We start from the raw sequence: 25,718 nt of genomic DNA on the forward strand, positions 1-25,718 counted from the left end.
CCGAACGGCTGCCCCGGCGAACTAGGGTGGCCGCGTGACAGTGCGCCGCGTGATGGGTATCGAGACCGAGTACGGGATCCTCCAGCCGGGGCGGCCGATGGCGAACCCGATGCTCCTGTCGTCGTACGTCGTCGCGGCGCACGTGCCCGCGCGCGTGGGTTCGCGCACGCGCGCCCGCTGGGACTACGACGACGAGGACCCGCTGCACGACGCGCGCGGCTTCCGGCTGCAGCGCGCCGCCGCCCACCCGTCGATGCTCACGGACGACCCGGCGCACCCGGCCCCGGCGGTCGACGCCGATCCCGCCGACGGCGGGGCCGAGCGGCTGCAGGAGCTCGCCCGGCCGGTGGTCGAGGAGTACGACGACCCGAGCGCCGCCAACGTGATCCTCACCAACGGCGCGCGGCTGTACGTCGACCACGCGCACCCCGAGTACTCCTCGCCCGAGGTCACCGGCCCGCTCGACGCCGTGCGCTGGGACCGCGCCGGGGAGCTCGTCATGCTCGCCTGCGTGCGGACGATCGCGCAGAACCCGGGCCTGCCCGACGTCGCGCTGTACAAGAACAACGTCGACGGCAAGGGGGCGACGTACGGCACGCACGAGAACTACCTCGTCGAGCGCGACGTGCCGTTCGCCGACCTGGCGCGCCGCATCACCCCGTTCCTCGTCACGCGCCAGGTGTTCACGGGCGCGGGTCGGGTCGGCCTCGGCCAGCGCGGCGAGACGCCGGGATTCCAGCTCTCGCAGCGGGCCGACTACATCGAGGCGGAAGTCGGGCTGGAGACGACCCTGCGGCGCCCGATCGTCAACACGCGCGACGAGCCGCACGCCGACCCGACCCGGTGGCGGCGCCTGCACGTCATCATCGGCGACGCGAACCTCGTGCAGCCCGCGACCTACCTCAAGCTCGGCACGACGTCGCTCGTGCTCTGGCTCGTCGAGCAGTGCCTGGTCGGCGCCGGCGGGCCCGCCGCCGCGGCCGCCCTCGTCGCGATCGACCGGCTCGCCCTGGCGGACCCCGTCGCCGCGGTGCACACCGTCAGCCACGACCTGACCCTGACTGAGAAGCTCGAGCTCGCCGACGGGCGGCGGCTGACCGCGATCGAGGTGCAGCTCGAGTACCTCGCCGCGGTGCGCTCGGCGCTCGGCCTCGCCGCGTCGTCGGCCTCCGCCGCGCCGGACGCCCCGGACGCCCCGGACGCGCTGGATGCGGAGACGGCGGACGTCCTGGCGCGCTGGGCCAGCGTGCTCGAGCGCCTCGCGACCGACCCGGCGAGCTGCGCGCGCGAGGTCGAGTGGCTCGCCAAGCTGCGGGTGCTCGAGGGCCTGCGCCGCCGAGACCACCTCGCCTGGGACCACCCGCGGCTCGCGGCCGTCGACCTGCAGTGGTCCGACCTGCGTCCCGAGCGCGGCCTGTACTTCCGGCTGCTCGAGGCGGGTGCGATCGAGTCGCTGATCGACGACGACTCGGCCGAGCGGGCGGCGGTGCACCCGCCGGCGGACACCCGCGCGTACTTCCGCGGCGAGGCGCTCGCGCGGTACGCGAGCCACATCTCGGCCGCGAGCTGGGACTCCATCGTCTTCGACGTGCCGGGCGCCCCGACGTTGCAGCGCGTGCCGATGCGCGACCCCCTGCGGGGCACCCGCGAGCACGTCGGGTCCCTGCTCGACCGCAGCCCGGACGCGCGCAGCCTGCTCGAGGCGCTCGCGGCCACCTGAGGGCGACGACGCGCCCGGGCGCGGGCCCGGGCGCGTTCGCCCCGGCGCCGCGCGGGCCAGGGCCTAGGCTGAAGCGGTAGGACACGTCGAGCCGAGGAGATCGCCATGGCTGGTCAGGAACACGCGCACGCGCATCGGTCCGACGACGAGGATGCGCCGGAGCCCGCTGCGCCCGCCGTCCCGTCGGCGCAGGCGCGCGATGCCGAGGTGGACGCGCTGCTCGAGGAGATCGACGAGGTGCTCGAGACGAACTCCGAGCAGTTCGTCCGAGGGTTCGTGCAGAAGGGCGGGCAGTGACGTCTCGATGAGCCCGGACTCCCACGGTCGGCTCCCGCGCGCCTTCACGACGCCCGGCTCGCCGTCGTTCGTCGACTTCCTGCGTGACTACGCCCCCGACCTGCTGCCGAGCGGCCGCCCGCTGCCCGCCGGCGACGTGCCGGTCGCCCCGCACGCCACGACGATCGTCGCGCTCGCGTTCGGCGGCGGGGTCGTGATGGCGGGGGACCGGCGCGCGACCGCGGGCTCGATGATCGCGAGCCGCGAGATCGAGAAGGTCTTCCCCGCCGACGAGTTCTCCGCGGTCGGCATCGCCGGCGCGGCAGGTCTCGCGGTCGAGATGGTGCGGCTGTTCCAGCTCGAGCTCGAGCACTACGAGAAGATCGAGGGCGCGCTGCTCTCGCTCGACGGCAAGGCGAACCGCCTCTCGACGATGATCCGGTCCAACCTTGGCCTGGCCATGCAGGGGCTCGCCGTGGTCCCCCTGTTCGCCGGCTTCGACGTCGACCGTCAGGTCGGGCGGATCTTCTCGTTCGACGTCACGGGCGGGCGCTACGAGGAGCACGAGCACCACAGCGTCGGGTCGGGCTCGGTCTTCGCGCGCGGGTCGCTCAAGAAGCGTTGGCACCCGGGCCTCGACGCCGACGGCGCGGTCCGGGTCGCGCTCGAGGCGCTCGTCGACGCGGCCGACGACGACTCGGCGACCGGCGGCCCCGACTCGGTGCGCCGGATCTGGCCGGTCGTCGCGATCGTGACCGCCGCGGGGTACGCCCGCGTCGGGGACGGGCCGCTCGGCGAGATGGTCGACGCGCTCGCGGAGCGCCGCCGGACCGAGCACGCACGCGGCGCCGCCGCATCGATCGAGGACGGGGGCCCGCGATGAGCATGCCGTTCTACGTCTCGCCCGAGCAGCTGATGAAGGACCGGGCGGACTACGCCCGCAAGGGCATCGCGCGCGGGCGCTCCGTCGTCGTGCTCGGCTACGCCGGCGGCATCGCCTTCGCGACCGAGAACCCGTCGCGCTCGCTGCACAAGATCTCGGAGATCTACGACCGGATCGCGTTCGCGGCCGTGGGCAAGTACAACGAGTTCGAGAACCTGCGCGTCGCCGGGGTCCGCTACGCCGACCTGCGCGGGTACTCCTACGACCGGGCCGACGTCAACGCCCGCGGGCTCGCCAACGCCTACGCGCAGACGCTCGGCACGGTCTTCACGACCGAGTCGAAGCCGCTCGAGGTGGAGGTCGTCGTCGCCGAGGTCGGCGACGACGAGGCGCACGACCAGCTGTACCGGCTGTCCTACGACGGCTCGGTCGCGGACGAGCACGGCTACGTCGCGATGGGCGGGCACGCCGAGCGGCTCGGGACCCTGCTGGCGGACGAGTGGACCCCCGGCCTCGACCTGGCCTCGGTCTTGGGGCTGGCGGTCCGGGCCCTGGGGGCGCAGGCTGAGGGCGAGCCGCGGGCGATCCCGGCGGGCCAGCTCGAAGTCGCGGTGCTGGACCGGACGCGTCCCCGGCGAGCGTTCCGGCGCCTGCCGGCGGCGCAGCTCGGGGACCTGCTCGGGGACGAACCGGCCTAGGCGGAGAGGGGGGAGACGATGGACCGCAGAATCTTTGGTCTCGAGACCGAGTACGGGGTGACGTGCGCGGCCGACGACGGCCGCGGGCTGTCCGCGGACGAGGTCGCGCGGTACCTGTTCCGCAAGGTGGTCGCCTGGGGCAGGTCGTCGAACGTCTTCCTGAAGAACGGCTCCCGGCTTTACCTCGACGTCGGCTCGCACCCGGAGTACGCGACGGCCGAGTGCGACGACGTGCGCCAGCTCGTCGCCCACGACCGCGGCGGCGAGCGGATCCTGGAGGGCCTGGTCGCGGACGCGCAGCAGCGGCTCGTGCACGAGGGGCTGCCCGGGCGGATCCACCTGTTCAAGAACAACACCGACTCCGCCGGCAACTCCTACGGGTGCCACGAGAACTACCTGGTGCGCCGCCAGGGGGACTTCGGGCACCTCGCGGACGTGCTGGTCCCGTTCTTCATCAGCCGGCAGGTGCTCACGGGCGCGGGCAAGGTGCTGGCCACGCCGCGCGGGGCGACGTACTGCCTGTCGCAGCGCGCCGACCACATCTGGGAGGCGGTCTCCAGCGCGACGACGCGGTCGCGGCCGATCATCAACACGCGCGACGAGCCGCACGCCGACGCCGAGCACTTCCGCCGCCTGCACGTGATCGTCGGGGACTCGTCGATGGCCGAGCCGACGACGATGCTCAAGGTCGGCGCGACCGACCTGATCCTGCGCATGGTCGAGGCCGGGGTGCCGATGCGGGACATGGCGCTCGAGAACCCGATCCGGGCGATCCGCGAGATCAGCCACGACATGACGGGCCTGCACGTCGTCCAGCTCGCGAGCGGGCGCACCGCCACGGCCGTCGACCTGCAGGAGGAGTACCTGACCCGCGCGAAGGAGTTCCTCGCGGTCAACCTGGACGCGACGCCGGCGGTCAAGCAGGTCATCGACCTGTGGGAGCGCGGGCTGCTCGCGCTGCGCACCGGCGACCTGACGCTCGTCGACCGGGAGCTCGACTGGGTGATCAAGTGGCGGATCCTCGAGCGCTACCGCGACAAGCACGGGCTCGAGCTGTCGGACCCGCGGATCGCGCGGCTCGACCTCGCCTATCACGACATCTCCCGGACCGAGGGGCTGTACAACCTGCTCGCCGCGCGCGGCATGGTCGAGCGGGTCACGACCGATCTCGAGGTCTTCGAGGCCACGGCGATTCCCCCGCAGACGACGCGAGCCAAGCTGCGCGGCGACTTCGTCCGGCGCGCCCAGGAGGCCCGCCGCGACTACACCGTGGACTGGGTGCACCTCAAGCTCAACGACCAGGCGCAGCGCACAGTCCTGTGCAAGGACCCGTTCCGCAGCGTCGACGAGCGCGTCGAACGGCTCATCGAGTCGATGTGAGGCCCCGGCCCGCGGCGGTGCGCGCCCCGTAGAGTGAGCCGGGCGAATCTCCGCCCGACGAAAGGCTTGACGTGCGACGACTGCTGGTCGCGACCCTTGCGGCCGTGTTGATGCTCGCCGGGTGCACGCCCGACGCGCCCGCACCCCAGGTGCGGGTCACCGGGGACGCGACTGCCGAGCCGGTGCTCGACTACACGGCGCCGCTGGACATCACGACGGCGGACGCTGAGCTCGTGTGGGCCGGCGACGGGCCGAAGCTCGAGGACGACGGCCCCGTGCTGCTCGACTACCGGCTCGAGAAGGCGACCGACGGGTCGCTCGTCGAGGAGACGTACACCACCGTCCCGAAGCCGTTCACGATGACCCCCGAGATCCTCAGCGAGGATCTGTACGACGCGCTCTCGGGCGAGTCGGTGGGCGCGCGCATCCTCCTGCTGCTGCCCGCGACGTCGGACACCTCGAGCTTCGCGTCCGTCATGGTGGTCGACGTCCTGCCGACCCGCGCCGCGGGCGAGGCGGTCCCGCCGCGCGAGGGCCTGCCGCCCGTGACGCTCGCGCAGGACGGCGAGCCGACCATCGCCGCGCCACAGGGCGAGCCCCCGAGCAGCCTCGTGGTCCAGGCGCTCATCAAGGGCGACGGCGTGCAGGTCGAGGAGGGCGCGACCGTGACGGTCCAGTTCGCCGGGGTGCGGTGGCTGGACGGCTCCGTCTACGACTCGAGCTGGACCCAGGCGGGGCCGATGTCGTTCGACCTCGGCGCCGGGGTGCTGCCCGGCCTCGCCGAGGGGCTGGTCGAGCAGACGGTCGGCAGCCAGGTGATGCTGGTGATCCCGCCGGCGAGCGGGGGCGCCGTCGGCGCCGAGACCGACACGCTGGTGCTCGTCGTCGACCTGCTCGCCGCGAGCAACCCCGCGGACGCGGACGCGGCCGCGGCCGCCGAGGCGACGCCCACGCCGACCGGCGAGGCCGGCTAGATGGGCCTCGCGCTGCGCGTCATCCCGTGCCTCGACGTCGACTCCGGCCGGGTCGTCAAGGGCGTCAACTTCGAGAACCTTCGCGACGCGGGCGATCCCGTCGAGCTCGCGCGCCGCTACGACGGCGAGGGCGCCGACGAGGTCACGTTCCTCGACGTCTCGGCGTCGTCAGGCGACCGCGAGACCACGTACGACGTGGTGCGCCGCACCGCGGAGGAGATCTTCGTGCCGCTGACGGTCGGCGGCGGGGTGCGCAGCCCCGCGGACGTCGACAAGCTGCTGCGCGCGGGCGCGGACAAGGTGGGGGTCAACACGGCCGCGATCGCGCGCCCCGAGCTCATCGCCGAGATCGCGGACCGGTTCGGGAGCCAGGTGCTCGTGCTCTCGGTCGACGCGCGGCGCGTGAGCGGCGACACGCGCACGGAGTCGGGCTACGAGGTCACGACGCACGGGGGCAGGCGGGGCACCGGGATCGACGCCGTCGAGTGGGCTGCGCGGGGCGCGCGGCTGGGCGTCGGCGAGATCCTCCTCAACTCGATGGACGCCGACGGCACGACGGGCGGCTTCGACCTCGAGATGCTCCGCGCGGTGCGCGCCGAGGTCGGCGTCCCGCTCATCGCGAGCGGCGGCGCCGGGACGCCGGAGCACTTCGTCGAGGCTGCCCGGGCGGGCGCCGACGCGGTGCTCGCCGCGAGCGTGTTCCACTTCGGCGCGCTGACCGTCGGCCAGGTCAAGGCGCACCTGCGCGCCGCGGGGATCGTCGTGCGCTAGGCGGTCAGCTGGCCGTCGCCTCGGCCAGCGCCGTCACGTCGACCGGGTCGCCGAGCACGTGCACGCGGGCCGCGGCAGTGCGGCCGAACGCGTGCAGGATCACCTCGCCGACCTCGCCGCGCACGACGACGGTGCCGGCGCGTCCGCGCGGGCGCCGCACCTCGCGCCGCGGACCGCCGGGGACGACCAGCACGACGCCGACCCGGGCGCCGCGGTACATCAGCGCGGCGGTGCGCACCAGCTGATGCCACAGCTCGGCGGTGAGCGCCGGGTCCAGGGTGCGGGGGCCGGCGGCGCCGGCGCCGCGGCGGACGTCCTCGGTGTGCACGAAGAACTCGAGCAGGTTGCCGGCGTCGCCTGCCCAGCTCATCGGCTGCCACCGCGGCGGGCCCGCGGCGACGCGCGCGATCAGGTCGGCGTACCCGGCCGGCTCGACGGCCGAGTCCGCCAGGGCGCCGATGGCGCGCTCGGTGCGGCCGGACAGCAGGGGGACCGCGACCCCGGCGGCGACGAGCGGCGCGTTCTCCCGGAGCACGACGTGGGCGGCCAGGTGGCGCGCCTGCCACCCCTCGCACAGGGTCGGCGCCGCGGGGCTTGCCTCGGTCAGTGCCTGCACCAGGGCGGACCGCTCGTGCTCGTGCCAACTCATGCCCACGATGGTCGCACGCCCCGCCGGACCGCGGCATGCGTGAGAGGATCGCCGGATCCCTGCCACCGACTGCGAAGGATCGATGTGCCCGCGCGCTCGCAGTCCGGCCGTTCCACGTACGCGCTCACCGGATCGGTGGCGCGGCGATCGGTCCAGGTGATGGTCCGCGGCATCGCGGCGGAGCCGCGCACCTACCTCGTGGCCATCGGCGTCTCCGCCGTCTTCGGCGCCGTGACCGTGGCGGTCAGCCAGGTGCTCGGCGCGATCACCGATGACGTCATCGTGCCGGCGCTCGCGGGGTCCGGCGTCGCGCGCGACCGCTTGCCGCTCGCCGGCCTCGCGCTCGCCGGGGTCGCGGTGACCCTGGGCGTGAGCGTCGCCCTGCGCCGCGTGTTCGCCGGGATCGGGTACGCGGACCTCCAGGCGGGCCACCGCACGCGGGTGACCCGTCAATACCTGCGGCTGCCGATGTCGTGGCACCGCCAGCACCCCACCGGGCAGCTGCTCTCGAACGCGAACTCGGACGTCGAGGCGGCGACGGGCGTGTTCAACCCGCTGCCCTTCGCCCTCGGGGTAGCCGTGATGATCGCCGTCGCGGCGGTCGCGCTGCTGCGCACGGACCTGTGGCTCGCGCTCGCGGCGCTCGCGGTCCTGCCCGTCGCCGTGGCCGCGAACCTCGTCTTCCAACGGTCGATGTCGCCCGCCATCACGCGCGCGCAGCAGCTGCGCGCCGAGGTCTCCGACGTCGCGCACGAGAGCTTCGAGGCCGCGCTGCTCGTGAAGTCGCTCGGCACCGCGGACCGTGAGCAGCGCCGGTTCGCGGCCCGCGCCGAGCAGCTGCGCCACGCCAACGTGCGGGTCGGGCAGGTGCGCGCCGTCTTCGACCCCGCCATCGACGTGCTGCCCGGCCTCGGGGCGCTGCTCGTGCTGCTCGTCGGCACGGTCCGCGTGCAGGCCGACGCGATCGGGACCGGGGACGTCGTCTCCGCCGCCTACCTCCTGACGCTGCTCGCAGTGCCGGTCCGCGCGTTCGGCTGGGTGCTGGGCGAGCTGCCGCGGTCGCTCGTCGGCTACGAGCGGATCGCCCGGGTGCTCGACGCGCGCGGCGAGCTCACGCCCGGCACCCGGCCGCTGCCGGCGGCGGACGCCGCCGGGCGGGGGATCCGGGTCGAGCTGCGCGACGTCGGCGTGGCCGTGGCGACCGCGAACGGGCCCGTCACCCTCGTGCGCGACATCGACCTCGACCTCGCGCCGGGGCGCACCGTCGCGCTGGTCGGGCCGACCGGCGCGGGCAAGACCACCCTCGTCTCGCTGCTGAGCCGGCTGTCCGACCCGACGACCGGGCACGTGCGGCTCGCGGGGATCGACGTGCGCGACGTCGTGCCCGCCGACCTGGCCCGCCGCGTCGCGCTCGTGGCCCAGTCGACGTTCCTGTTCGAGGACACGGTCCGCGCGAACGTGACCCTCGCGGACGCCGACGACGTCGCCGCGCCCGACGACGCCGCCGTCTGGGCCGCGCTCCGGCTTGCGCACGTGGACGGCGTCGTCGCCGCGCTGCCCGGCGGGCTCGACGCCGCGCTCGGCGAGCGCGGCGCCAACCTTTCCGGCGGCCAGCGCCAGCGGCTCGCCCTCGCGCGCGCGCTCGTGCGCCGCCCGCGGCTGCTCGTGCTCGACGACGCGACCTCGGCCGTGGACCCGCGCATCGAGCAGCAGATCCTCACCGGGCTGCGCACGCCGGCCCCTCGCGCTGACGGTGCCCAGGACGGTGCCGGCGGTGATGGCGGCCCGACCGTGCTCATGGTCGCGTACCGGATGTCGTCGGTGCTCCTCGCGGACGAGGTGATTCACCTCGAGTCGGGCCGGATCGTCGACCGCGGGTCGCACGCGGAGCTGCTCGCGCGGGACCCGGGCTACGCCGCCCTGGCGACCGCGTACGAGCAGGAGACCGAGCGGCGCGCGGCTGAGGCCGCGGACGAGGCGACCGCGGACCCGGACGAGGTGAGCAGCCGATGAGCCCGCGGCGATCGGGCCAGGCCGCCGGCGCCCGGATCGAGGCGACGAGCGAGCTCGGGGTCTTCGCGACCCTGCGCCGCGGGATCGCCGTCTCGCCGGAGATGGTCCAGGGCGCGGCGCTCACGGGGCTGCTCGCGGTGCTGGCGGCGATCGGCCGCGTCGTCGTCCCGATCGCGGTCCAGCAGACCGTGGACTCCGGGATCCTCGCGCCGGGCGGCCCGGACGTCCGGCGCGTCGTCACCCTCGTGAGCGCCGCGGCGTTCGTGCTGCTCGGCGCCGCCGCGTGCTCGGCGTTCGTCAACGTGCGGCTGTTCCGGTCGACCGAGGCCGGCCTCGCCTCGCTGCGCGTGCGCGCCTTCCGGCACGTGCACGACCTGTCGGTGCTCACCCAGAACACCGAGCGGCGCGGTTCGCTCGTGTCGCGGGTGACCTCCGACGTCGACACGATCTCGCTGTTCGTGCAGTGGGGCGGCATCATGCTGCTCGTCTCGGTGCTGCAGATCGGCGTCGCGACCGCGCTGATGGCCGTGTACTCGTGGCAGCTCACGCTGCTGGTGTGGGCGTGCTTCGTCCCGCTCTTCCTCGCGCTGCGCCCGGCGCAGGGGGCCGTCAACGCCGCCTACACGCGCGTGCGCGAGCGGGTCGGCGCGATGCTCGGCGCGATCTCGGAGGCCGTGGTCGGGGCCGAGACGATCCGCGCCTACGGCGTGGCCGGCCGGGTCCAGCGCCGCATCGACGGGTCCATCCGGTCGACGCGGGACGCGATGGTGCACGCCCAGAAGCTCGTCTCGGTCGTGTTCTCCAGCGGGGTGCTCGTCTCGAACCTCGTGCTGTGCGCCGTCGTTGTGGTCGGCACCCGGCTCGGCATCGAGGGCGACATCACCGCGGGCCGGCTGCTCGCGTTCCTGTTCCTCGTGCAGCTGTTCACCGGGCCGGTCCAGATGGCGACCGAGATCCTCAACGAGCTGCAGAACGCCGTCGCGGGCTGGCGGCGCGTGCTCGCCGTGCTCGAGACGCCGGTCGAGGTCGTCGACCCGGGCCCGGCCGGGGTGCAGACGCCGCGCGGACCGGCCACGGTCGAGCTGCGCGGCGTCCGGTTCGCGTACCCGGGCGGCGCGCCCGTCCTGCACGGTGTCGACCTGACGATCCCGGCCCGGACCTCGGTCGCGGTCGTCGGCGCGACCGGCTCCGGCAAGACGACGATCGCGAAGCTCGTCGTCCGGCTGATGGACCCGAGCGCCGGGCAGGTGCTGCTCGACGGCGTCGACCTGCGCGACCTGTCGCTCGCGAGCCTGCGCCGGCGCGTCGTGCTCGTCCCGCAGGAGGGCTTCCTGTTCGAGGGCACGCTCGCCGACAACATCGCGTACGGGATCCGGGCCGCTGCCGACAGCCCGGCGCTCGAGCCCGAGGCCCGCGACCGGCGGGTGCGGGCGGCGCTCGTCGAGCTCGGCCTGGCGCCGTGGCTCGACGAGCTGCCGGGCGGGCTCGCGACCGACGTCGGCCAGCGCGGCGAGGCGCTGTCGGCGGGGGAGCGCCAGCTCGTCGCGCTCGCCCGCGCCTACCTCGCGGAGGCTGACCTGCTCGTGCTCGACGAGGCGACGTCCGCCGTCGACCCCGCCGCGGAGGTGCGGATCGCGCGCGCGCTCGACTCGCTGACCGCCGGCCGCAGCACGCTGACGATCGCCCACCGGCTCTCGACCGCCGAGGCCGCGGACCTGGTGCTCGTCGTGGACGAGGGCGTCGTGGTCGAGACGGGCACGCACGCCGAGCTCGTCGCGGGCGCCGGCGTCTACGCGTCGATGCACGAGTCGTGGGTCGCCCAGACCCGCTGACCCCCGCCCGGGCCGAATGGGTGGGGGCGCAGTCGGCGAAGGGGGCGGGGGCGCTCCGTGCGAGGATCGGGGCGTGTCCACCGAGCCCCCTCCCACCGCCGCTTCGAACCCCGCCGCTTCGAACGCCCCAGCGCTCGACCCGGCCATCGCCGCCCGGCTCAAGCGCGACCCGGCCGGGCTCGTCGCGGCCGTCGTCCAGCAGCACGACACCGGCGAGGTGCTCATGGTCGGCTGGATGGACGACGAGGCGGTGCGCCGGACCCTGACCTCGGGTCGGGTCACGTACTGGAGCCGCTCGCGCGGGGAGTACTGGCGCAAGGGGGACACCTCCGGGCACACCCAGTTCGTCCGGTCGGTCGCGATCGACTGCGACGGCGACGCGCTGCTCGTGCGGGTCGACCAGGTCGGGGCCGCCTGCCACACCGGCGCGCACACGTGCTTCGACGCGGGCGGGCCGCTCGACGCCGTCGTCGGGGAGCGGCCGTGAGCGCGCCCGCGCTGCCCGCGGTCGTCGCCGACGTGCCGTGGGGCGGGACGTGGCCGGCGCTCGCCGACTTCCGTGGGCTCGCGGCCGACCGCCGGGTGATCCCGGTCGTGCGCCGCCTCCTGGCCGACGACGTCACTCCCGTCGGGCTCTATCGCACGCTCGCGGGCGGTCGCCCGGGGACGTTCATCCTCGAGTCCGCCGAGGTGGACGGCGGGTGGTCGCGGTACTCCTTCATCGGGGTGGCCTCGCGCGCGACGCTCACCGCGGTGGACGGCCGCGCGGTGTGGTGCGGCGACGTCCCGGCGGGGGTGCCGACGCAGGGGAGCCCGCTCGACGTGCTCGGCCAGACGCTCGAGGTGCTGCGTACGCCGGCGATCCCCGGCCTGCCGCCGCTCACCGGGGGGATGGTGGGCGCGCTCGGCTGGGACGTCGTCCGGCACTGGGAGCCGACGCTCCCCGCCAACGCGCCCGACGAGCTCGGCGTGCCCGAGCTCACGCTGTGCCTGGCCACCGACCTCGCCGTCGTCGACCATCTCGACGGCTCGGTCTGGCTCATCGCGAACGCCATCAACTTCGACGACACCGACGAGCGCGTCGACGACGCGTATGCGGACGCCGTCCGCCGGCTCGACGCGATGCAGGACGGGCTGGACCACCCCGCGGCTCCCGCCACCGCGGTGCTCGCGGACGCCGCCGAGCCGGCGCTGGAGTTCCGGTCCACGCGTGCCGAGTTCGAGGAGGCGGTCCGTGTCGGCAAGGAGGCCATCCGGGACGGCGAGGTCTTCCAGGTCGTCATCTCCCAGCGCCTCGACCTGGACTGCCCCGCCGCGCCCATCGACGTCTACCGGGTGCTGCGCACCATCAACCCGAGCCCTTACATGTACTACCTGCAGCTCCAGGACGCGGCGGGCCGGGACTTCGCCGTCGTCGGCTCGAGCCCCGAGACCCTGATCAAGGTGACCGACGGCCGCGTGGTGACCTTCCCGATCGCCGGCTCCCGCCCGCGCGGCGCGACGCCAGTCGAGGACGTCGCCCTCGGCGAGGAGCTCCTGGCCGACCCGAAGGAGTGCGCCGAGCACATCATGCTCGTGGACCTCTCGCGCAACGACCTGGTCAAGGTGTGCGAGCCCGCGAGCGTCGAGGTGGTCGAGTTCATGGTGGTCAAGCGGTTCAGCCACATCATGCACATCTGCTCGACCGTCGTCGGCCGGCTGCGGCCCGGCGCGACCGCGCTCGAGGCCTTCGTTGCGACGTTCCCCGCGGGCACCCTGTCCGGGGCGCCCAAGCCGCGCGCGATGGCGCTCATCGACGCGCTCGAGCCGGCCCGCCGCGGCATCTACGGCGGCACGGCCGGCTACTTCGACTTCGCGGGCGACATGGACATGGCCATCGCCATCCGCACGGCCCTGATCGCCGACGGACGGGCGAGCGTCCAGGCGGGCGGCGGCATCGTCGCGGACTCCGTGCCCGCGCTCGAGTACGCCGAGTCGCGCAACAAGGCCGCCGCGGCCGTCCGCGCGGTCCAGGTCGCGGCCCGGCTCCGGCCGGCGGGCGAGCGCCGGTGACGGCAGCCGCGCCCGCGGATCGACGCCGCGCCTCCGGGCGGCGGCGCGGCGTCGTCGTCGTCCTGGTGCTCGCGATCGGCGCGTTCGCGGTCGGCGGACCCGTGTGGCTGCGCACCGCCGGCTCGACGGTGCTGGCCGGCGAGGTGCCGGTCGAGGTCACGGGGACGCAGGCGGCGCCGGGCGCGGCGGCGGCGGCCCTCGTCCTGCTCGCGGCGGCGGCCGCGCTGGCCCTGGTCGGCCCGATCGGGCGCTGGGTCGTCGCGGCCGTGATCGCGGCCGGCGGGGTCCTGCTGGCCGCGTCCGCCCTCGCCGTCACCAGCGACCCGGGCGCCGCCGCCGGAGCGGCCGTCGCCGAGGCGACCGGCGTCGCGGCGCTGGCGGCGCCCGTGACGCTCACGGCCGCACCGATCGTCGCCGTCGCGCTCGGCGCGGTCGCCGTGGCCGTGGCGGGGTGGATCGCCGCGACGTCCCGGCGGTGGCCCCTGTCGTCGCGGCGGCACGACCGCGGCGTCCCGGCCGCGGGCCCGAGCCCCGACGACGACCGGGCGGCCTGGGACCTGCTCACGCGCGGCGAGGACCCGACCGACCCGCAACTTCGCTAGGGTTGAACGTGTCCGCAGATGAAAGGCTTCTTCCGATGGTCGACCAGTCCGCAGAGCACTCGGCGCCAGCCGCCGAGATCGCCTCCTTGCCCCCCAGCGCGCCGTGGGCCAACCACGGCCGGACCATCGCCGCGTGGACGACCGTCACGGTGGTGCTCGTCGGGGGGACCATCGCCGCAGTCGCGGTCCTGCTCGCCATGACCTGGCTCTTCTGGGCCGGCCTCGTCGTGGTCGTGGTGGGGATCGTGATCGGCAAGATCTTGCAGATGGCGGGCTACGGGCAGGGCGGCGCGAACACGCTGGCCCGCCAGGAGCGCGCCCGAGCGGCCGGCCGCGGCCACTGAGCCTCGCCCGGCCCGCCCGCACCTCGTCTCGCCGCCCGGGCAGCAGCCCCGCGGCCGTCACCACTGGAGGACCCCATGACGGATCCGAACGCTGAGCAGGATCCCTTCGCTGTCGGGCGCGACCCCGAGCAGCCCGCCGCGCCGGGAGGGCCCACGCCGCCGACCGGCGCCCCGACCCCCCCGCCGCCGTACGGTGCGCAGCCGCCGGCCTACGGCGCGCAGCCGCCCGCGTACGGTGCGCAGCCGCCCGCGTACGGCGAGCAGGCTCCCGGTCAGCAGCCCGCCTATGGCGCCCCGCAGTACGGCCAGCAGGGCGCCCCGCAGTACGGCGCGGCGCCGTACCCCGGGCAGCAGAGCCCGTACTACGGCCAGGCGCCCGCTTACGGGTACCCCAAGAACAGCCTCGGCATCTGGGCGCTCGTGCTGGGCATCGTGAGCTTCGTGCTCTCGTGCGGTCTGTTCACGGGAATCCCCGCGATCATCGTGGGCACCATGGCCAAGCGCGCCGTCGCGGAGGGCCAGGCGAACAACCGCGGGATGGCGGTCGCGGGCGTCGTGCTCGGCTGGATCTCGACCGTGCTGAGCGTGCTGGTGATCGTCGGCATCATCATCATCGCGGCCACCGGGAACTGGGACTCCTCCTACTCGGTGAACAGCGGCTACTGACGTTCGACCGGGCCGTCCCGTGGCACCGCCGCCCGCCCGCCAGGTCGACCTCGCGCGCGCGGGCCAAGCGCGCGCGGGCCTGTCGCCGCTGCGCGGCGTCCGGGCGCCGCTGCTCGCCGCGGGCCTCGCGCTCGCGGCGAGCGCGTACGTCGCGCTCGTCGACCCGAACCGCCCCGGGCACTACCTCACGTGCCCCCTGCTCGCGTCGACCGGCCTGTACTGCGCCGCGTGCGGCGGGCTCCGGGCCGTGCACGACCTCAGCCGGCTGGACGTCGCGGGCGCGTGGGCGATGAACCCCCTGCTGGTCGCCGCGCTGCCGTTCGTCGCGATCGCGTGGGCGCGGTGGTTCGCGCGGGCGCGCGCGGGCGGCTCGGCCGGGGCGGGCGGCCTCCGTAGCGCCGCCCTCGCGTGGGTCGTGCTCGTCGTGGTGCTGGGCTTCGCGGCGGCGCGGAACGTGCCCGCGCTTGCGCCCTGGCTCGCGCCGTGAGCCTCGCGGAGTGAGACGGCGGCGCGGGCGGCAGCGGTGGGTGGTCGGGTGCCGTCGGGCCCCGCTCTACGATGAGAGCGAGTCCTCCTTGAGCCAAGGGGCGGATGCGAACTGACCAGCAAGGGGGAGATGGGGCACCGATGACCATCCTGGATGACATCATCGTGGGGGTTCGCGAAGATCTCGCCGTCCGCGAAGCCAAGACGTCGCTGAGCGCGCTGAAGGAACGAGCCGCCCGCACGCCGGAGGCGAAGGAGAGCCTGAGCCGCCTGCACGACGAGGCCGCCGTCGCCGTGATCGCCGAGGTCAAGCGCTCCAGCCCGAGCAAGGGTGCGCTCGCGCCGATCGCCGATCCCGCCGCCCTGGCCGCCGAGTACGAGAAGGGCGGGGCCGCTGTCATCTCGGTGCTCACCGAGGGCCGCCGCTTCCGCGGTTCGCTCGCCGATCTCGCCGCGGTGCGCGGCGCCGTCGACATCCCCGTGCTCCGCAAGGACTTCGTGGTCACGCCGTACCAGATCTGGGAGGCGCGCGCCTACGGCGCCGACCTCGTCCTGCTGATCGTGGCCGCGCTCGAGCAGACCGTGCTCACCTCGTTCATCGAGCGCGTGCGCTCGCTCGGCATGACGGCGCTCGTCGAGGTGCACACCGCCGACGAGGTCGAGCGCGCCGTCGACGCCGGGGCGTTGCTGATCGGCGTCAACGCCCGCGACCTCAAGACGCTCGAGGTGGACCGGGGCACGTTCGCCCGGCTCGCCCCCCTGATCCCCGCGCACATCGTGCGCGTCGCGGAGTCGGGTGTGCGTGGCCCGCACGACGTGATGGCGTTCGCCCGCGAGGGAGCCGACGCCGTCCTGGTCGGCGAGGCGCTGGTCACCGACGACGCCCCCCGCGAGTCGGTCGCCGATCTGGTGGCGGCCGGATCGCACCCGTCGCTGCGGGCCGTCCGCCAGCGACCCACGCGCCCGTGACCCCAGCCGGGCGCGGTCGACCCGACGAACCGAAGGAGCAGCCCGTAGTGGAGCAGGACACCACGATGCAGACCAGCGACGGCCGGGCGGCGCCGGCGTCGCTCGCGATGACCGCGGGCCCGTACTTCGGCGAGTTCGGCGGCCGGTTCGTGCCCGAGGCGCTCATCGCGGCGCTCGACGAGCTCGACACGGAGTACAGCAAGGCCAAGGTCGACCCGGAGTTCCAGGCGGCGCTGTCGCGGCTGCACCGCACCTACACCGGCCGGCCCAGCATCATCACCGAGATCCCGCGGTTCGCCGCGCACGCCGGCGGCGCGCGCATCATCCTCAAGCGCGAGGACCTCAACCACACCGGCTCGCACAAGATCAACAACGTGCTCGGCCAGGCGCTGCTCACCAAGCGGATCGGCAAGACGCGCATCATCGCCGAGACCGGCGCGGGCCAGCACGGCGTCGCGACCGCGACCGCAGCCGCCCTGTTCGACCTCGAGTGCGTGATCTACATGGGCGAGGAGGACACCCGCCGGCAGGCCCTCAACGTCGCGCGGATGCGCCTGCTGGGTGCCGAGGTCATCCCGGTGACCACCGGCTCCCGCACGCTCAAGGACGCGATCAACGAGGCGTTCCGCGACTGGGTGACCAACGTCGAGACCACCAACTACGTCTTCGGCACCGTCGCGGGCCCCCACCCGTTCCCCGCGATGGTCCGCGACCTTCAGCGCATCATCGGCGAGGAGGCCCGCGAGCAGGTGCTTGAGCTCGTCGGGCGTCTGCCGGACGTCGTCGCGGCCTGCGTCGGCGGCGGGTCGAACGCGATCGGCATCTTCCACGCCTTCCTCGACGACCCGGGCGTGCGCCTGGTCGGCCTCGAGGCCGCCGGTGACGGCGTCGAGACCGGTCGGCACGCGGCGACGATCACCGCGGGCAGCCCCGGCGTGCTGCACGGCGCGCGGTCGTTCCTGCTGCAGGACGAGGACGGCCAGACGATCGAGAGCCACTCGATCTCGGCGGGCCTCGACTATCCCGGCGTCGGCCCCGAGCACTCCTGGCTCGCGAGCATCCACCGCGCCGAGTACCGGCCGATCACCGACGCGCGCGCCATGGAGGCCTTCCGCCTGCTGTGCCGCACCGAGGGCATCATCCCGGCCATCGAGTCCGCGCACGCGCTCGCCGGCGCGATCGACCTCGGCCTCGAGCTCGGGCCGGACGCCGTGATCCTGGTGAACCTGTCCGGACGCGGCGACAAGGACGTCGAGACCGCGGCCGCGTGGTTCGGGCTGCTGGACGACGACCCCGCCGCCGTCGTCGCCGACGTCCCGGGGGAGCAGCTGTGAGCGCCGGGACGCCTCCCGTGGCGATCCGGAGCCAGGTCGCCGACCGGCTCGACGCGTTGAACGCACAGGGGCGCGCCGCGCTCGTGGGCTACCTGCCGCTCGGCTACCCCGACGTCGCCGGGTCGATCGCCGCGGCGACCGCGATGGTCGAGGCCGGCGTCGACATCGTCGAGCTCGGCGTGCCCTACTCCGACCCGGGCATGGACGGGCCGGTCATCCAGCGCGCCGTCGAGCACGCGCTCGCGGGCGGCTCGCGCGTGCGCGACGTCTTCACGGCGGTCGAGCAGATCGCGCAGACGGGCGCCCCGGTGCTCGTGATGACGTACTGGAACCCGGTCATGCACTACGGCGTCGACGCGTTCGCGCGCGACCTCGCGGAGGCCGGCGGCGCCGGGCTGATCACGCCCGACCTCATCCCCGACGAGGCCGCCGACTGGATGGCCGCGTCCGACGCGCACGGGCTCGACCGCGTCTTCCTCGTCGCGCCCAGCTCGTCGCCCGAGCGGCTCGCCGCGACGTCCGCCGCGGCGCGCGGGTTCGTGTACGCGGCGTCGACCATGGGCGTCACGGGCGAGCGGACGTCGCTCGGCGTCCGCGCGCACGAGCTCGTCACCGCGACGCGTCGGGCCGGCGCCGAGCGCGTGTGCGTCGGCCTCGGCGTCTCGCGCCCGGAGCAGGCGGCCGACGTCGCCGCGTACGCCGACGGCGTCATCGTCGGCTCCGCGCTGGTTCGCCCGCTGCTCGAGGCGGACGGGATCGCCGCGGGGATCCGCGCGCTGCGCGATGTGACGGAGGGTCTCGCCGCGGGCGTCCGGTCGGCTGGCCGTACGATCAGCCGGTGATCCCACTCGCTGCGCTGGCCGGGCTGGTCCCGGCCTCGATCCCCAGCCCGCCGACCGCCGTCTGGCACCTCGGCCCGTTCCCGCTGCGGGCGTACGCCTTCGCGATCCTGCTCGGCATCGCCGCCGCGACCTGGATCGCGCAGCGGCGCTGGGCCGAGCGCGGGGGCGATCCGGAGCAGGTGCTCGAGATCGCGTTCTGGGCCGTGCCGTTCGGCATCATCGGCGGCCGGATCTATCACGTCATCAGCTCGCCCGCCGCGTATTTCGGGGAGGGCGGGGACCCGATCCGGGCCCTGTACATCTGGGAGGGCGGCCTCGGCATCTGGGGGGCGGTCGCGTTCGGCGCGGTCGGCGCCTGGATCGGTTGCCGGCGCCAGGGGGTCAGGTTCGCGCCGTTCGCCGACACGCTGGCGCCGGCGCTGCTCGTCGCCCAGGCGATCGGCCGACTCGGCAACTGGTTCAACCAGGAGCTGTTCGGCGGCCCGACGACGCTGCCGTGGGGGCTCGAGATCGATCCCGCCGGGCCGACGTTCCCGGCCGACTTCCCGGCCGACACGCTGTTCCACCCCACGTTCCTGTACGAGCTGCTCTGGAACCTCGCGGCGGCGGCCCTGCTGGTCTACCTGGACCGGCGCTTCCGGCTCGGTCACGGCCGCGTCTTCCTGCTGTACGTGGTCTTCTACACGGTCGGGCGGCTCTGGATCGAGCTGCTCCGGATCGACCCCGCCGTGCAGGTCGCCGGGCTCCGCATCAACGTCTGGACCTCGATCCTCGTGGGGGTGAGCGCGCTGGTAGCGTTCGTGGTGGTCGGGCGCCGACACCCCGGGCGTGAGACGACCGTCCTGCTCGCAGCACCGCAAGAACCCGCACCGGAAGCACCCGCAGCACCAGCAGCACCCGGCGAGCAGGACCCGGCAGAGCGAACCCTCTGACTCATCGTCACGAGGTCGCCGTTGGCGGACGGTATGACCCGGAGTGTTTCCGGGAGGTATCGTCCACAGCAACACGTACGGGCCGATGGCGTCCCCACGTCCACCCATGTTCGCGCAATTCTCTGGCTGGTTCGGTCGGAGACGGTGAGGGCGGTTCAGATGACCACGGCGTCGAGAAGCACGGCCGGAGCGAGCGCTCCGGCCCAGGTCGGCCTGTACGACCCCGCGAACGAGCACGACGCCTGCGGCGTCGCGTTCGTGGCGACCCTGCGCGGCACGCCCGGACGCGACATCGTCGACGCTGGCCTCACGGCGCTGCTCAACCTCGACCACCGCGGCGCCGTCGGCGCCGAGGCCGACAGCGGCGACGGCGCGGGCATCCTCACCCAGATCCCGGACGCCTTCATGCGCGACGTGATCGGCGCGGACTTGCCGCCCGCCGGCCACTACGCGATCGGGATGGCGTTCCTGCCCGTCGACGAGGCGGCGCGGGCCACGGCGGTCCGCATCCTCGAGTCGATCGCGGCTGAGGAGAAGCTCGACGTGCTCGCGTGGCGCGACGTGCCGGTCACGGCCGACCTGGTCGGGCCGACCGCGCGCGACTCGATGCCGTTCTTCCGCCACCTCGTGGTCGCGGACCCGTCGGGCGAGCTGTCCGGCCTCGAGCTCGACCGCCGCGCGTTCCGGCTGCGCCGCCGCGGCGAGCGCGAGGCGAACGTGTACTTCGCGTCGCTGTCCGCGCGGACCATCACCTACAAGGGCATGCTCACCACCGGCCAGCTCGAGCCGTTCTTCCCCGACCTGTCCGACCCCCGGTACGCGAGCGAGCTCGCGCTGGTCCACTCGCGGTTCTCCACGAACACGTTCCCGTCCTGGCCGCTCGCGCAGCCGTTCCGGCTCGTCGCGCACAACGGCGAGATCAACACCGTGCGCGGCAACCGCAACTGGATGAGCGCGCGCGAGAGCACGCTGGCGAGCGAGAAGCTCGGCGACCTCGCCCCCCTGCTCCCCGTCTGCAGCGACGGGTCGAGCGACTCGGCGAGCTTCGACGAGGTGCTCGAGCTGCTGCACCTGGCCGGGCGGACGCTGCCGCACGCCGTGCTCATGATGATCCCCGAGGCGTGGGAGAACCACGCGGAGATGGACCCGGCCCGGCGCGCGTTCTACGAGTACCACGCGTCGTTGATGGAGCCGTGGGACGGCCCCGCCGCGCTCGCGTTCACGGACGGCACGCTCATCGGCGCCGTCCTGGACCGTAACGGGCTGCGGCCCGGCCGGTACTGGGTCACCGAGGACGGGCTCGTCGTGCTCGCCTCGGAGGCCGGGGTCCTCGACATCGACCCGTCGACGGTGGTCCGCAAGGGCCGGCTCGAGCCCGGGCGGATGTTCCTGGTCGACACCGGCGCCGGCCGGATCGTCGAGGACGAGGAGATCAAGTCCCAGCTCGCCTCGCAGCGCCCGTACGCGCAGTGGGTCACCGAGAACGCGATCGCGCTGCCCGACCTGCCCGAGCGCGAGCACGTCGCGCACTCGCGCGCCTCCGTGCACCGGCGCCAGCGCGCGTTCGGGTACACCGAGGAGGAGCTCAAGATCATCCTCAGCCCGATCGCGTCCACCGGCGGCGAGCCGCTCGGCGCGATGGGCTCGGACACCCCGCTCGCGGTCCTGTCGACCCGGCCGCGCCTGCTGTTCGACTACTTCACCCAGATGTTCGCCCAGGTCACGAACCCGCCACTCGACGCTATCCGCGAGGAGCTCGTCACCTCGATCGGCGGCGCGATCGGCACCGAGCCGAACCTGCTCGAGGACAGCCCCGAGCACGCGCGCAAGCTCGTGCTCCCGTTCCCGGTCATCGACAACGACGAGCTCGCGAAGATCGCGCGCGTGCAGCGCGACCCCAAGCTCGGCGGGACGTTCCAGGCCATCACGGTGCGCGGCCTGTATCGCGTCGGCGGCGGCGGCGCGGCGCTCGAGGCGCGGCTCGAGGAGATCTTCGCCCAGGTCGACGCGGCCATCGAGGCCGGGATCAACTTCATCGTGCTGTCCGACCGCGACGGCGACGCGGACCTCGCGGCGATCCCCTCGCTCCTGCTCACGAGCGCCGTGCACCACCACCTGCTGCGGCGGCGCACCCGGACCCGGATCTCGCTGGTGATCGAGGCGGGCGACGTGCGCGAGGTGCACCACGTCGCGCTGCTCATCGGGTACGGCGCGGCCGCCGTGAACCCCTACCTCGCGATGGAGACCGTCGAGGACCTCGCGATCGCCGGCTACCTCGCCGTGACCCCCGAGAAGGCGGTGGCCAACCTCATCAAGGCGCTCGGCAAGGGCGTCCTGAAGGTCATGAGCAAGATGGGGATCTCGACGATCATGTCCTATCGCGGCTCCCAGGTCTTCGAGGCCATCGGGCTGTCGCAGGAGTTCGTCGACACCTATTTCACGGGCACGACGAGCCGGCTCGGCGGCATCGGCCTCGACGTCGTCGCGGCCGAGGTGGCCGCCCGGCACGCCGACGCGTACCCGCGCAGCGGCAACCCGCTGCCGCACAAGCGGCTGGCCGTGGGCGGCGAGTACCAGTGGCGCCGCGACGGCGAGGAGCACCTGTTCGACCCCGAGACGGTGTTCCGGCTGCAGCACTCGACCCGGACCCGCCAGATGGACGTCTTCCGTGAGTACACGCGGCGCGTCGACGACCAGTCGCGCCGCCTGATGACGCTGCGTGGCCTGCTGTCCTTCACCGACGGCGCCCGCCCGGCCGTCCCGCTCGACGAGGTCGAGCCCGTCAGCGAGATCGTCAAGCGGTTCAACACGGGCGCCATGTCCTACGGCTCGATCTCGGCCGAGGCGCACGAGACCATGGCGATCGCGATGAACCAGCTCGGCGGGCGCTCCAACACCGGCGAGGGCGGCGAGGACCCGGAGCGGCTGCGCGACCCCAAGCGCCGCAGCGCGATCAAGCAGGTCGCCTCGGGCCGGTTCGGCGTCACGAGCGACTACCTGACCAACGCGGACGACCTGCAGATCAAGATGGCCCAGGGCGCCAAGCCCGGCGAGGGCGGCCAGCTGCCCGGGCACAAGGTCTCCCCGGCCATCGCGGCCACGCGGCACTCGACGCCCGGCGTCGGCCTCATCTCCCCGCCGCCGCACCACGACATCTACTCGATCGAGGACCTCGCCCAGCTCATCCACGACCTCAAGAACGCCAACCCGGCCGCGCGCGTGCACGTCAAGCTCGTGAGCCAGGTCGGGGTCGGCACGGTCGCGGCGGGCGTGTCCAAGGCGCACGCCGACGTGGTGCTCATCTCCGGGCACGACGGCGGCACGGGCGCGAGCCCGCTCACCTCGCTCAAGCACGCGGGCGGCCCGTGGGAGATCGGGCTGGCCGACACGCAGCAGACGCTCGTGCTCAACCGGCTGCGCGACCGCATCGTGGTGCAGGTCGACGGGCAGCTCAAGACGGGTCGCGACGTCGTCGTGGCCGCGCTGCTCGGCGCTGAGGAGTTCGGTTTCGCGACGGCGCCGCTGGTCGTCTCGGGCTGCGTCATGATGCGCGTGTGTCACCTCGACACGTGCCCCGTCGGCGTCGCCACCCAGAACCCCGAGCTGCGGGCCCGCTTCACGGGCAAGCCGGAGTTCATCGTCACGTTCTTCGAGTACATCGCCCAGGAGGTGCGCGAGCACCTCGCGGCGCTCGGCTTCCGGACGATCGCCGAGGCCGTCGGGCACGTCGACGCTCTCGATGCCCGCACCGCCATCGAGCACTGGAAGGCCGACGGCCTCGACCTCGCCCCGGTGCTCGCGGCGCCCGCGCCGGCGCCCGGCTCGTCGCTGCGGAACACGACCACCCAGGACCACGGGCTCGCCAAGGCCCTCGACAACCGGCTGATCGCCCTCGCGTCCGACGCGCTCGAGCGCGCCGAGCCCGTCCGGATCGAGCTGCCGGTCCGCAACGTCAACCGCACCGTCGGCACGATGCTCGGGCACGAGGTGACCAAGCGGTTCGGCAGCGCGGGCCTGCCCGCCGGGACGATCGACCTGACCCTGACCGGCTCGGCCGGCCAGTCCCTCGGCGCGTTCCTGCCCGCCGGGATCACGATCCGGCTGCACGGCGACGCGAACGACTACGTCGGCAAGGGCCTGTCGGGCGGCCGCATCGTCGTGCGCCCCGACCGGACCGCGGTGCTGCGCGGCGACCGCGACGTGATCGCGGGCAACGTCATCGGGTACGGCGCGACGTCGGGGGAGATCTTCCTGCGCGGAGTCGTCGGCGAGCGGTTCGCCGTGCGCAACTCCGGCGCGACGCTTGTCGTCGAGGGCGTGGGCGACCACGGCTGCGAGTACATGACGGGCGGCACGGTCGTCGTGCTCGGGCGCACCGGGCGCAACTTCGCCGCGGGTATGTCGGGCGGCACCGCCTACGTGCTCGACCTGCGCCGCGAGGCCGTGAACGCGGCCGCGCTCGCCGCGGGCGAGCTCACGCTCTCGAGTGCCGACGCCGCCGACGCCGAGCTGCTCGAGGCCCTGCTGGGCCGCTACCTCGCCGAGACCGGTTCGCCGCTCGCGGCCGAGCTGCTGGGGGATCCGCGGGCCATGGTCGGCCGGTTCACCCGGGTGCTGCCCGCCGAGTACGCCCGGATCACCGACGCGATGGCGCGGGCGACGGCCGACGGCCTCGACCCGTCCGAGCCCGCCGTGTGGGAGCAGATCCTCGAGGTCTCCCGTGGCTGACCCGCGCGGCTACCTGAAGATCCGGGACCGCGAGCTGCCGGCCGACCGCGCCGTCCCGGTGCGGCTGCTCGACTGGCGCGAGGTGCACGCGCACCGCGTGCGGCACCCGGACGACCTGGCGATGCTCACGCGGCAGGCGACGCGGTGCATGGACTGCGGCATCCCGTTCTGCCACCAGGGCTGCCCGCTCGGCAACCTCATCCCGGAGTGGAACGACCTCGCGCGCCAGGGCCAGTGGGGCGACGCGATCGAGCGGCTGCACGCCACGAACAACTTCCCGGAGTTCACGGGTCGCATCTGCCCCGCGCCGTGCGAGTCGGCGTGCGTGCTGGGGATCAACCAGCCGCCGGTGACGATCAAGAACATCGAGGTCTCGATCGTCGACGAGGCGTTCGAGCGCGGCCTCGTCGTGCCGCAGGTCCCGCAACGGCTCACCGCGTTCACCGTCGCCGTGGTCGGCTCCGGGCCGGCCGGCCTCGCGGCCGCGCAGCAGCTCACGCGCGCCGGCCACACCGTCGCCGTGTACGAGCGGGACGACGCGATCGGCGGCCTGCTGCGGTACGGCGTGCCGGACTTCAAGCTCGAGAAGCGGCACATCGACCGCCGGCTCACGCAGATGGCGGCCGAGGGCACCCGGTTCCGGCCCGGCATCGAGATCGGCCGGGACATCTCCTGGACGGACCTGCGGGCGCGCTACGACGCCGTCGTCATCGCGACCGGCGCGACGGTCCCGCGCGAGCTCGCGCTCCCCGGCCGCGAGCTCGAGGGCGTGCACCTCGCGATGGAGTACCTGCACCAGTCGAACGCCGTGACGGCGGGTCGCGAGGTGGCCGACCAGGTCGTCGCGACCGGCCGGCACGTCGTCATCATCGGGGGCGGCGACACGGGCTCGGACTGCCTCGGCACCGCGCTGCGCCAGGGGGCGGCGTCGGTGACGACGCTCGCCATCGGCAAGCGCCCGCCGATCAGCCGCCCCCCGCACCAGCCGTGGCCGACGGACCCGCTCGTGTTCGAGGTGTCGAGCTCGCACGCCGAGGGCGGTGAGCGCGACTACCTCGCCTCGACGGTCGAGTTCGTGCCCGGCACGGGGGCTGACGCCGGGCACGTGCGCGCGCTCCGCCTCGCGCGCACCGAGTACCTGCCCGACGGCCGGCGCGTGCCGACCGCCGGCACCGAGCGCGACATCCCGGCGGACCTCATCCTCATCGCGATGGGCTTCACGGGGCCGGAGACCGCCGACCTGACGGCGCAGACCGGGGCCGACCTCACCGGCCGCGGCTGGGTCGCGCGCGGGGAGGACTACGCCACGAGCGTCCCGGGCGTCTTCGTCGCGGGCGACGCCGGTCGCGGCCAGTCGCTCATCGTCTGGGCGATCGCCGAGGGCCGCGCGGCGGCGGCGTCGGTCGACGCCTACCTGTCCGGCAGCACGGAGCTGCCGTTCCCGATCACGGCGAGCACGGTCGCTCTCCGTCCCTAAACAGTCCCACGCGCAGTCCTCGCGCAGTCCACAGACCAGTCCAGCCAGCAGTTGTCCGTAGAGCAGTTCTTCGTGATCCCTTAGGCACGG

The 25,718-nt window shown here is 74.2% G+C and carries 22 protein-coding genes; 21 read left to right on the top strand and 1 reads right to left on the bottom strand.

The features are described 5' to 3' along the window. Positions 1 to 34 precede the first annotated feature (34 nt). From dop to hisF, 7 genes are all read left to right on the top strand, one after another. A complete protein-coding gene (dop, locus tag J4E96_RS07555; RefSeq protein WP_319637766.1) occupies positions 35 to 1,720 on the top strand; it encodes a depupylase/deamidase Dop in 1,686 nt (561 codons plus the stop codon). 105 nt (positions 1,721 to 1,825) lie between these two features. Continuing rightward, a complete protein-coding gene (locus J4E96_RS07560; protein ID WP_227425145.1) occupies positions 1,826 to 2,017 on the top strand; it encodes a ubiquitin-like protein Pup in 192 nt (63 codons plus the stop codon). 7 nt (positions 2,018 to 2,024) lie between these two features. Next, positions 2,025 to 2,879 carry a proteasome subunit beta gene (prcB, locus tag J4E96_RS07565; protein ID WP_227425146.1) on the top strand — a complete coding sequence of 285 codons (855 nt, stop codon included), beginning with the start codon at positions 2,025 to 2,027 and terminating at the stop codon, positions 2,877 to 2,879. Further along, positions 2,876 to 3,577 carry a proteasome subunit alpha gene (prcA, locus tag J4E96_RS07570; protein ID WP_227425147.1) on the top strand — a complete coding sequence of 234 codons (702 nt, stop codon included), beginning with the start codon at positions 2,876 to 2,878 and terminating at the stop codon, positions 3,575 to 3,577. The genes prcB and prcA overlap by 4 nt, the downstream gene beginning before the upstream one ends. An 18-nt stretch (positions 3,578 to 3,595) precedes the next feature. After that, the gene (gene pafA, locus J4E96_RS07575) at positions 3,596 to 4,957 is read left to right on the top strand and encodes a Pup--protein ligase (protein WP_227425148.1); all 1,362 of its coding nucleotides are present in this window, start codon (positions 3,596 to 3,598) and stop codon (positions 4,955 to 4,957) included. 71 nt (positions 4,958 to 5,028) lie between these two features. Next, the gene (locus J4E96_RS07580; RefSeq protein WP_227425149.1) at positions 5,029 to 5,931 is read left to right on the top strand and encodes an FKBP-type peptidyl-prolyl cis-trans isomerase; all 903 of its coding nucleotides are present in this window, start codon (positions 5,029 to 5,031) and stop codon (positions 5,929 to 5,931) included. Then, on the top strand, positions 5,932 to 6,702 hold the full coding sequence (gene hisF, locus J4E96_RS07585) for an imidazole glycerol phosphate synthase subunit HisF (RefSeq protein WP_227425150.1): 771 nt from the start codon (positions 5,932 to 5,934) through the stop codon (positions 6,700 to 6,702). It begins immediately after the preceding gene. A gap of 4 nt (positions 6,703 to 6,706) precedes the next feature. On the opposite strand, the gene J4E96_RS07590 is transcribed toward hisF, so the two are convergent. Beyond that, a complete protein-coding gene (locus J4E96_RS07590) occupies positions 6,707 to 7,351 on the bottom strand; it encodes a TIGR03085 family metal-binding protein (RefSeq protein WP_227425151.1) in 645 nt (214 codons plus the stop codon). Positions 7,352 to 7,510: 159 nt separating this feature from the next. Between J4E96_RS07590 and J4E96_RS07595 the strand changes: the two genes are divergently transcribed. The 14 genes from J4E96_RS07595 (at position 7,511) to J4E96_RS07660 (ending at position 25,628) form a co-directional block, all read left to right on the top strand. After that, complete coding sequence (locus J4E96_RS07595; RefSeq protein ID WP_227425702.1) at positions 7,511 to 9,364, top strand: ABC transporter ATP-binding protein; 1,854 nt, start codon at positions 7,511 to 7,513, stop codon at positions 9,362 to 9,364. After that, entirely contained in the window at positions 9,361 to 11,196 is a 1,836-nt protein-coding gene (locus tag J4E96_RS07600; RefSeq protein ID WP_227425152.1) for an ABC transporter ATP-binding protein, read from the top strand. The genes J4E96_RS07595 and J4E96_RS07600 overlap by 4 nt, the downstream gene beginning before the upstream one ends. A 73-nt stretch (positions 11,197 to 11,269) precedes the next feature. Beyond that, on the top strand, positions 11,270 to 11,683 hold the full coding sequence (gene hisI / locus J4E96_RS07605; protein WP_227425153.1) for a phosphoribosyl-AMP cyclohydrolase: 414 nt from the start codon (positions 11,270 to 11,272) through the stop codon (positions 11,681 to 11,683). After that, positions 11,680 to 13,248 (top strand): anthranilate synthase component I, encoded by a 1,569-nt coding sequence (locus J4E96_RS07610; protein ID WP_227425154.1) that lies wholly within the window; start codon positions 11,680 to 11,682, stop codon positions 13,246 to 13,248. Before hisI ends, J4E96_RS07610 begins: the two co-directional genes overlap by 4 nt. Further along, positions 13,245 to 13,850, top strand: coding sequence for a Trp biosynthesis-associated membrane protein (locus tag J4E96_RS07615; RefSeq protein WP_227425155.1), 606 nt, complete (start codon positions 13,245 to 13,247; stop codon positions 13,848 to 13,850). The genes J4E96_RS07610 and J4E96_RS07615 overlap by 4 nt, the downstream gene beginning before the upstream one ends. Positions 13,851 to 13,885: 35 nt before the next feature. Beyond that, entirely contained in the window at positions 13,886 to 14,194 is a 309-nt protein-coding gene (locus J4E96_RS07620; protein ID WP_227425156.1) for an HGxxPAAW family protein, read from the top strand. Between the two features lie 75 nt (positions 14,195 to 14,269). After that, the gene (locus tag J4E96_RS07625; protein WP_227425157.1) at positions 14,270 to 14,860 is read left to right on the top strand and encodes a DUF4190 domain-containing protein; all 591 of its coding nucleotides are present in this window, start codon (positions 14,270 to 14,272) and stop codon (positions 14,858 to 14,860) included. A gap of 19 nt (positions 14,861 to 14,879) precedes the next feature. Further along, a complete protein-coding gene (locus J4E96_RS07630; RefSeq protein WP_227425158.1) occupies positions 14,880 to 15,347 on the top strand; it encodes a DUF2752 domain-containing protein in 468 nt (155 codons plus the stop codon). A 140-nt stretch (positions 15,348 to 15,487) separates the two neighbouring features. After that, positions 15,488 to 16,315, top strand: coding sequence for an indole-3-glycerol phosphate synthase TrpC (trpC, locus tag J4E96_RS07635; protein WP_227425159.1), 828 nt, complete (start codon positions 15,488 to 15,490; stop codon positions 16,313 to 16,315). A gap of 65 nt (positions 16,316 to 16,380) precedes the next feature. Then, on the top strand, positions 16,381 to 17,649 hold the full coding sequence (trpB, locus tag J4E96_RS07640) for a tryptophan synthase subunit beta (protein ID WP_406620453.1): 1,269 nt from the start codon (positions 16,381 to 16,383) through the stop codon (positions 17,647 to 17,649). Continuing rightward, on the top strand, positions 17,646 to 18,491 hold the full coding sequence (gene trpA, locus J4E96_RS07645) for a tryptophan synthase subunit alpha (RefSeq protein ID WP_406620433.1): 846 nt from the start codon (positions 17,646 to 17,648) through the stop codon (positions 18,489 to 18,491). Before trpB ends, trpA begins: the two co-directional genes overlap by 4 nt. Continuing rightward, on the top strand, positions 18,488 to 19,423 hold the full coding sequence (gene lgt / locus J4E96_RS07650) for a prolipoprotein diacylglyceryl transferase (protein WP_227425160.1): 936 nt from the start codon (positions 18,488 to 18,490) through the stop codon (positions 19,421 to 19,423). Before trpA ends, lgt begins: the two co-directional genes overlap by 4 nt. A 159-nt stretch (positions 19,424 to 19,582) precedes the next feature. Beyond that, complete coding sequence (gene gltB / locus J4E96_RS07655) at positions 19,583 to 24,151, top strand: glutamate synthase large subunit (protein ID WP_227425161.1); 4,569 nt, start codon at positions 19,583 to 19,585, stop codon at positions 24,149 to 24,151. Then, entirely contained in the window at positions 24,144 to 25,628 is a 1,485-nt protein-coding gene (locus J4E96_RS07660) for a glutamate synthase subunit beta (RefSeq protein ID WP_227425162.1), read from the top strand. Before gltB ends, J4E96_RS07660 begins: the two co-directional genes overlap by 8 nt. Positions 25,629 to 25,718 lie beyond the last annotated feature (90 nt).

This window comes from Pengzhenrongella sicca (assembly GCF_017569225.1).
In the GTDB taxonomy this organism is placed as follows: domain Bacteria; phylum Actinomycetota; class Actinomycetes; order Actinomycetales; family Cellulomonadaceae; genus Pengzhenrongella; species Pengzhenrongella sicca.

Excerpts from the sequence above, each read along its gene's own strand:
- J4E96_RS07625 (WP_227425157.1), top strand. The coding sequence starts at position 14,270 with ATGACGGATCCGAACGCTGAGCAGGATCCCTTCGCTGTCGGGCGCGAC.
- J4E96_RS07600 (WP_227425152.1), top strand. The coding sequence starts at position 9,361 with ATGAGCCCGCGGCGATCGGGCCAGGCCGCCGGCGCCCGGATCGAGGCG.
- J4E96_RS07595 (WP_227425702.1), top strand. The coding sequence starts at position 7,511 with ATGGTCCGCGGCATCGCGGCGGAGCCGCGCACCTACCTCGTGGCCATC.
- pafA (WP_227425148.1), top strand. The coding sequence starts at position 3,596 with ATGGACCGCAGAATCTTTGGTCTCGAGACCGAGTACGGGGTGACGTGC.
- trpC (WP_227425159.1), top strand. The coding sequence starts at position 15,488 with ATGACCATCCTGGATGACATCATCGTGGGGGTTCGCGAAGATCTCGCC.
- J4E96_RS07590 (WP_227425151.1), bottom strand. The coding sequence starts at position 7,351 with ATGAGTTGGCACGAGCACGAGCGGTCCGCCCTGGTGCAGGCACTGACC.
- hisF (WP_227425150.1), top strand. The coding sequence starts at position 5,932 with ATGGGCCTCGCGCTGCGCGTCATCCCGTGCCTCGACGTCGACTCCGGC.
- trpB (WP_406620453.1), top strand. The coding sequence starts at position 16,381 with ATGCAGACCAGCGACGGCCGGGCGGCGCCGGCGTCGCTCGCGATGACC.
- prcB (WP_227425146.1), top strand. The coding sequence starts at position 2,025 with ATGAGCCCGGACTCCCACGGTCGGCTCCCGCGCGCCTTCACGACGCCC.
- gltB (WP_227425161.1), top strand. The coding sequence starts at position 19,583 with ATGACCACGGCGTCGAGAAGCACGGCCGGAGCGAGCGCTCCGGCCCAG.
- prcA (WP_227425147.1), top strand. The coding sequence starts at position 2,876 with ATGAGCATGCCGTTCTACGTCTCGCCCGAGCAGCTGATGAAGGACCGG.
- J4E96_RS07560 (WP_227425145.1), top strand. The coding sequence starts at position 1,826 with ATGGCTGGTCAGGAACACGCGCACGCGCATCGGTCCGACGACGAGGAT.
- J4E96_RS07620 (WP_227425156.1), top strand. The coding sequence starts at position 13,886 with ATGGTCGACCAGTCCGCAGAGCACTCGGCGCCAGCCGCCGAGATCGCC.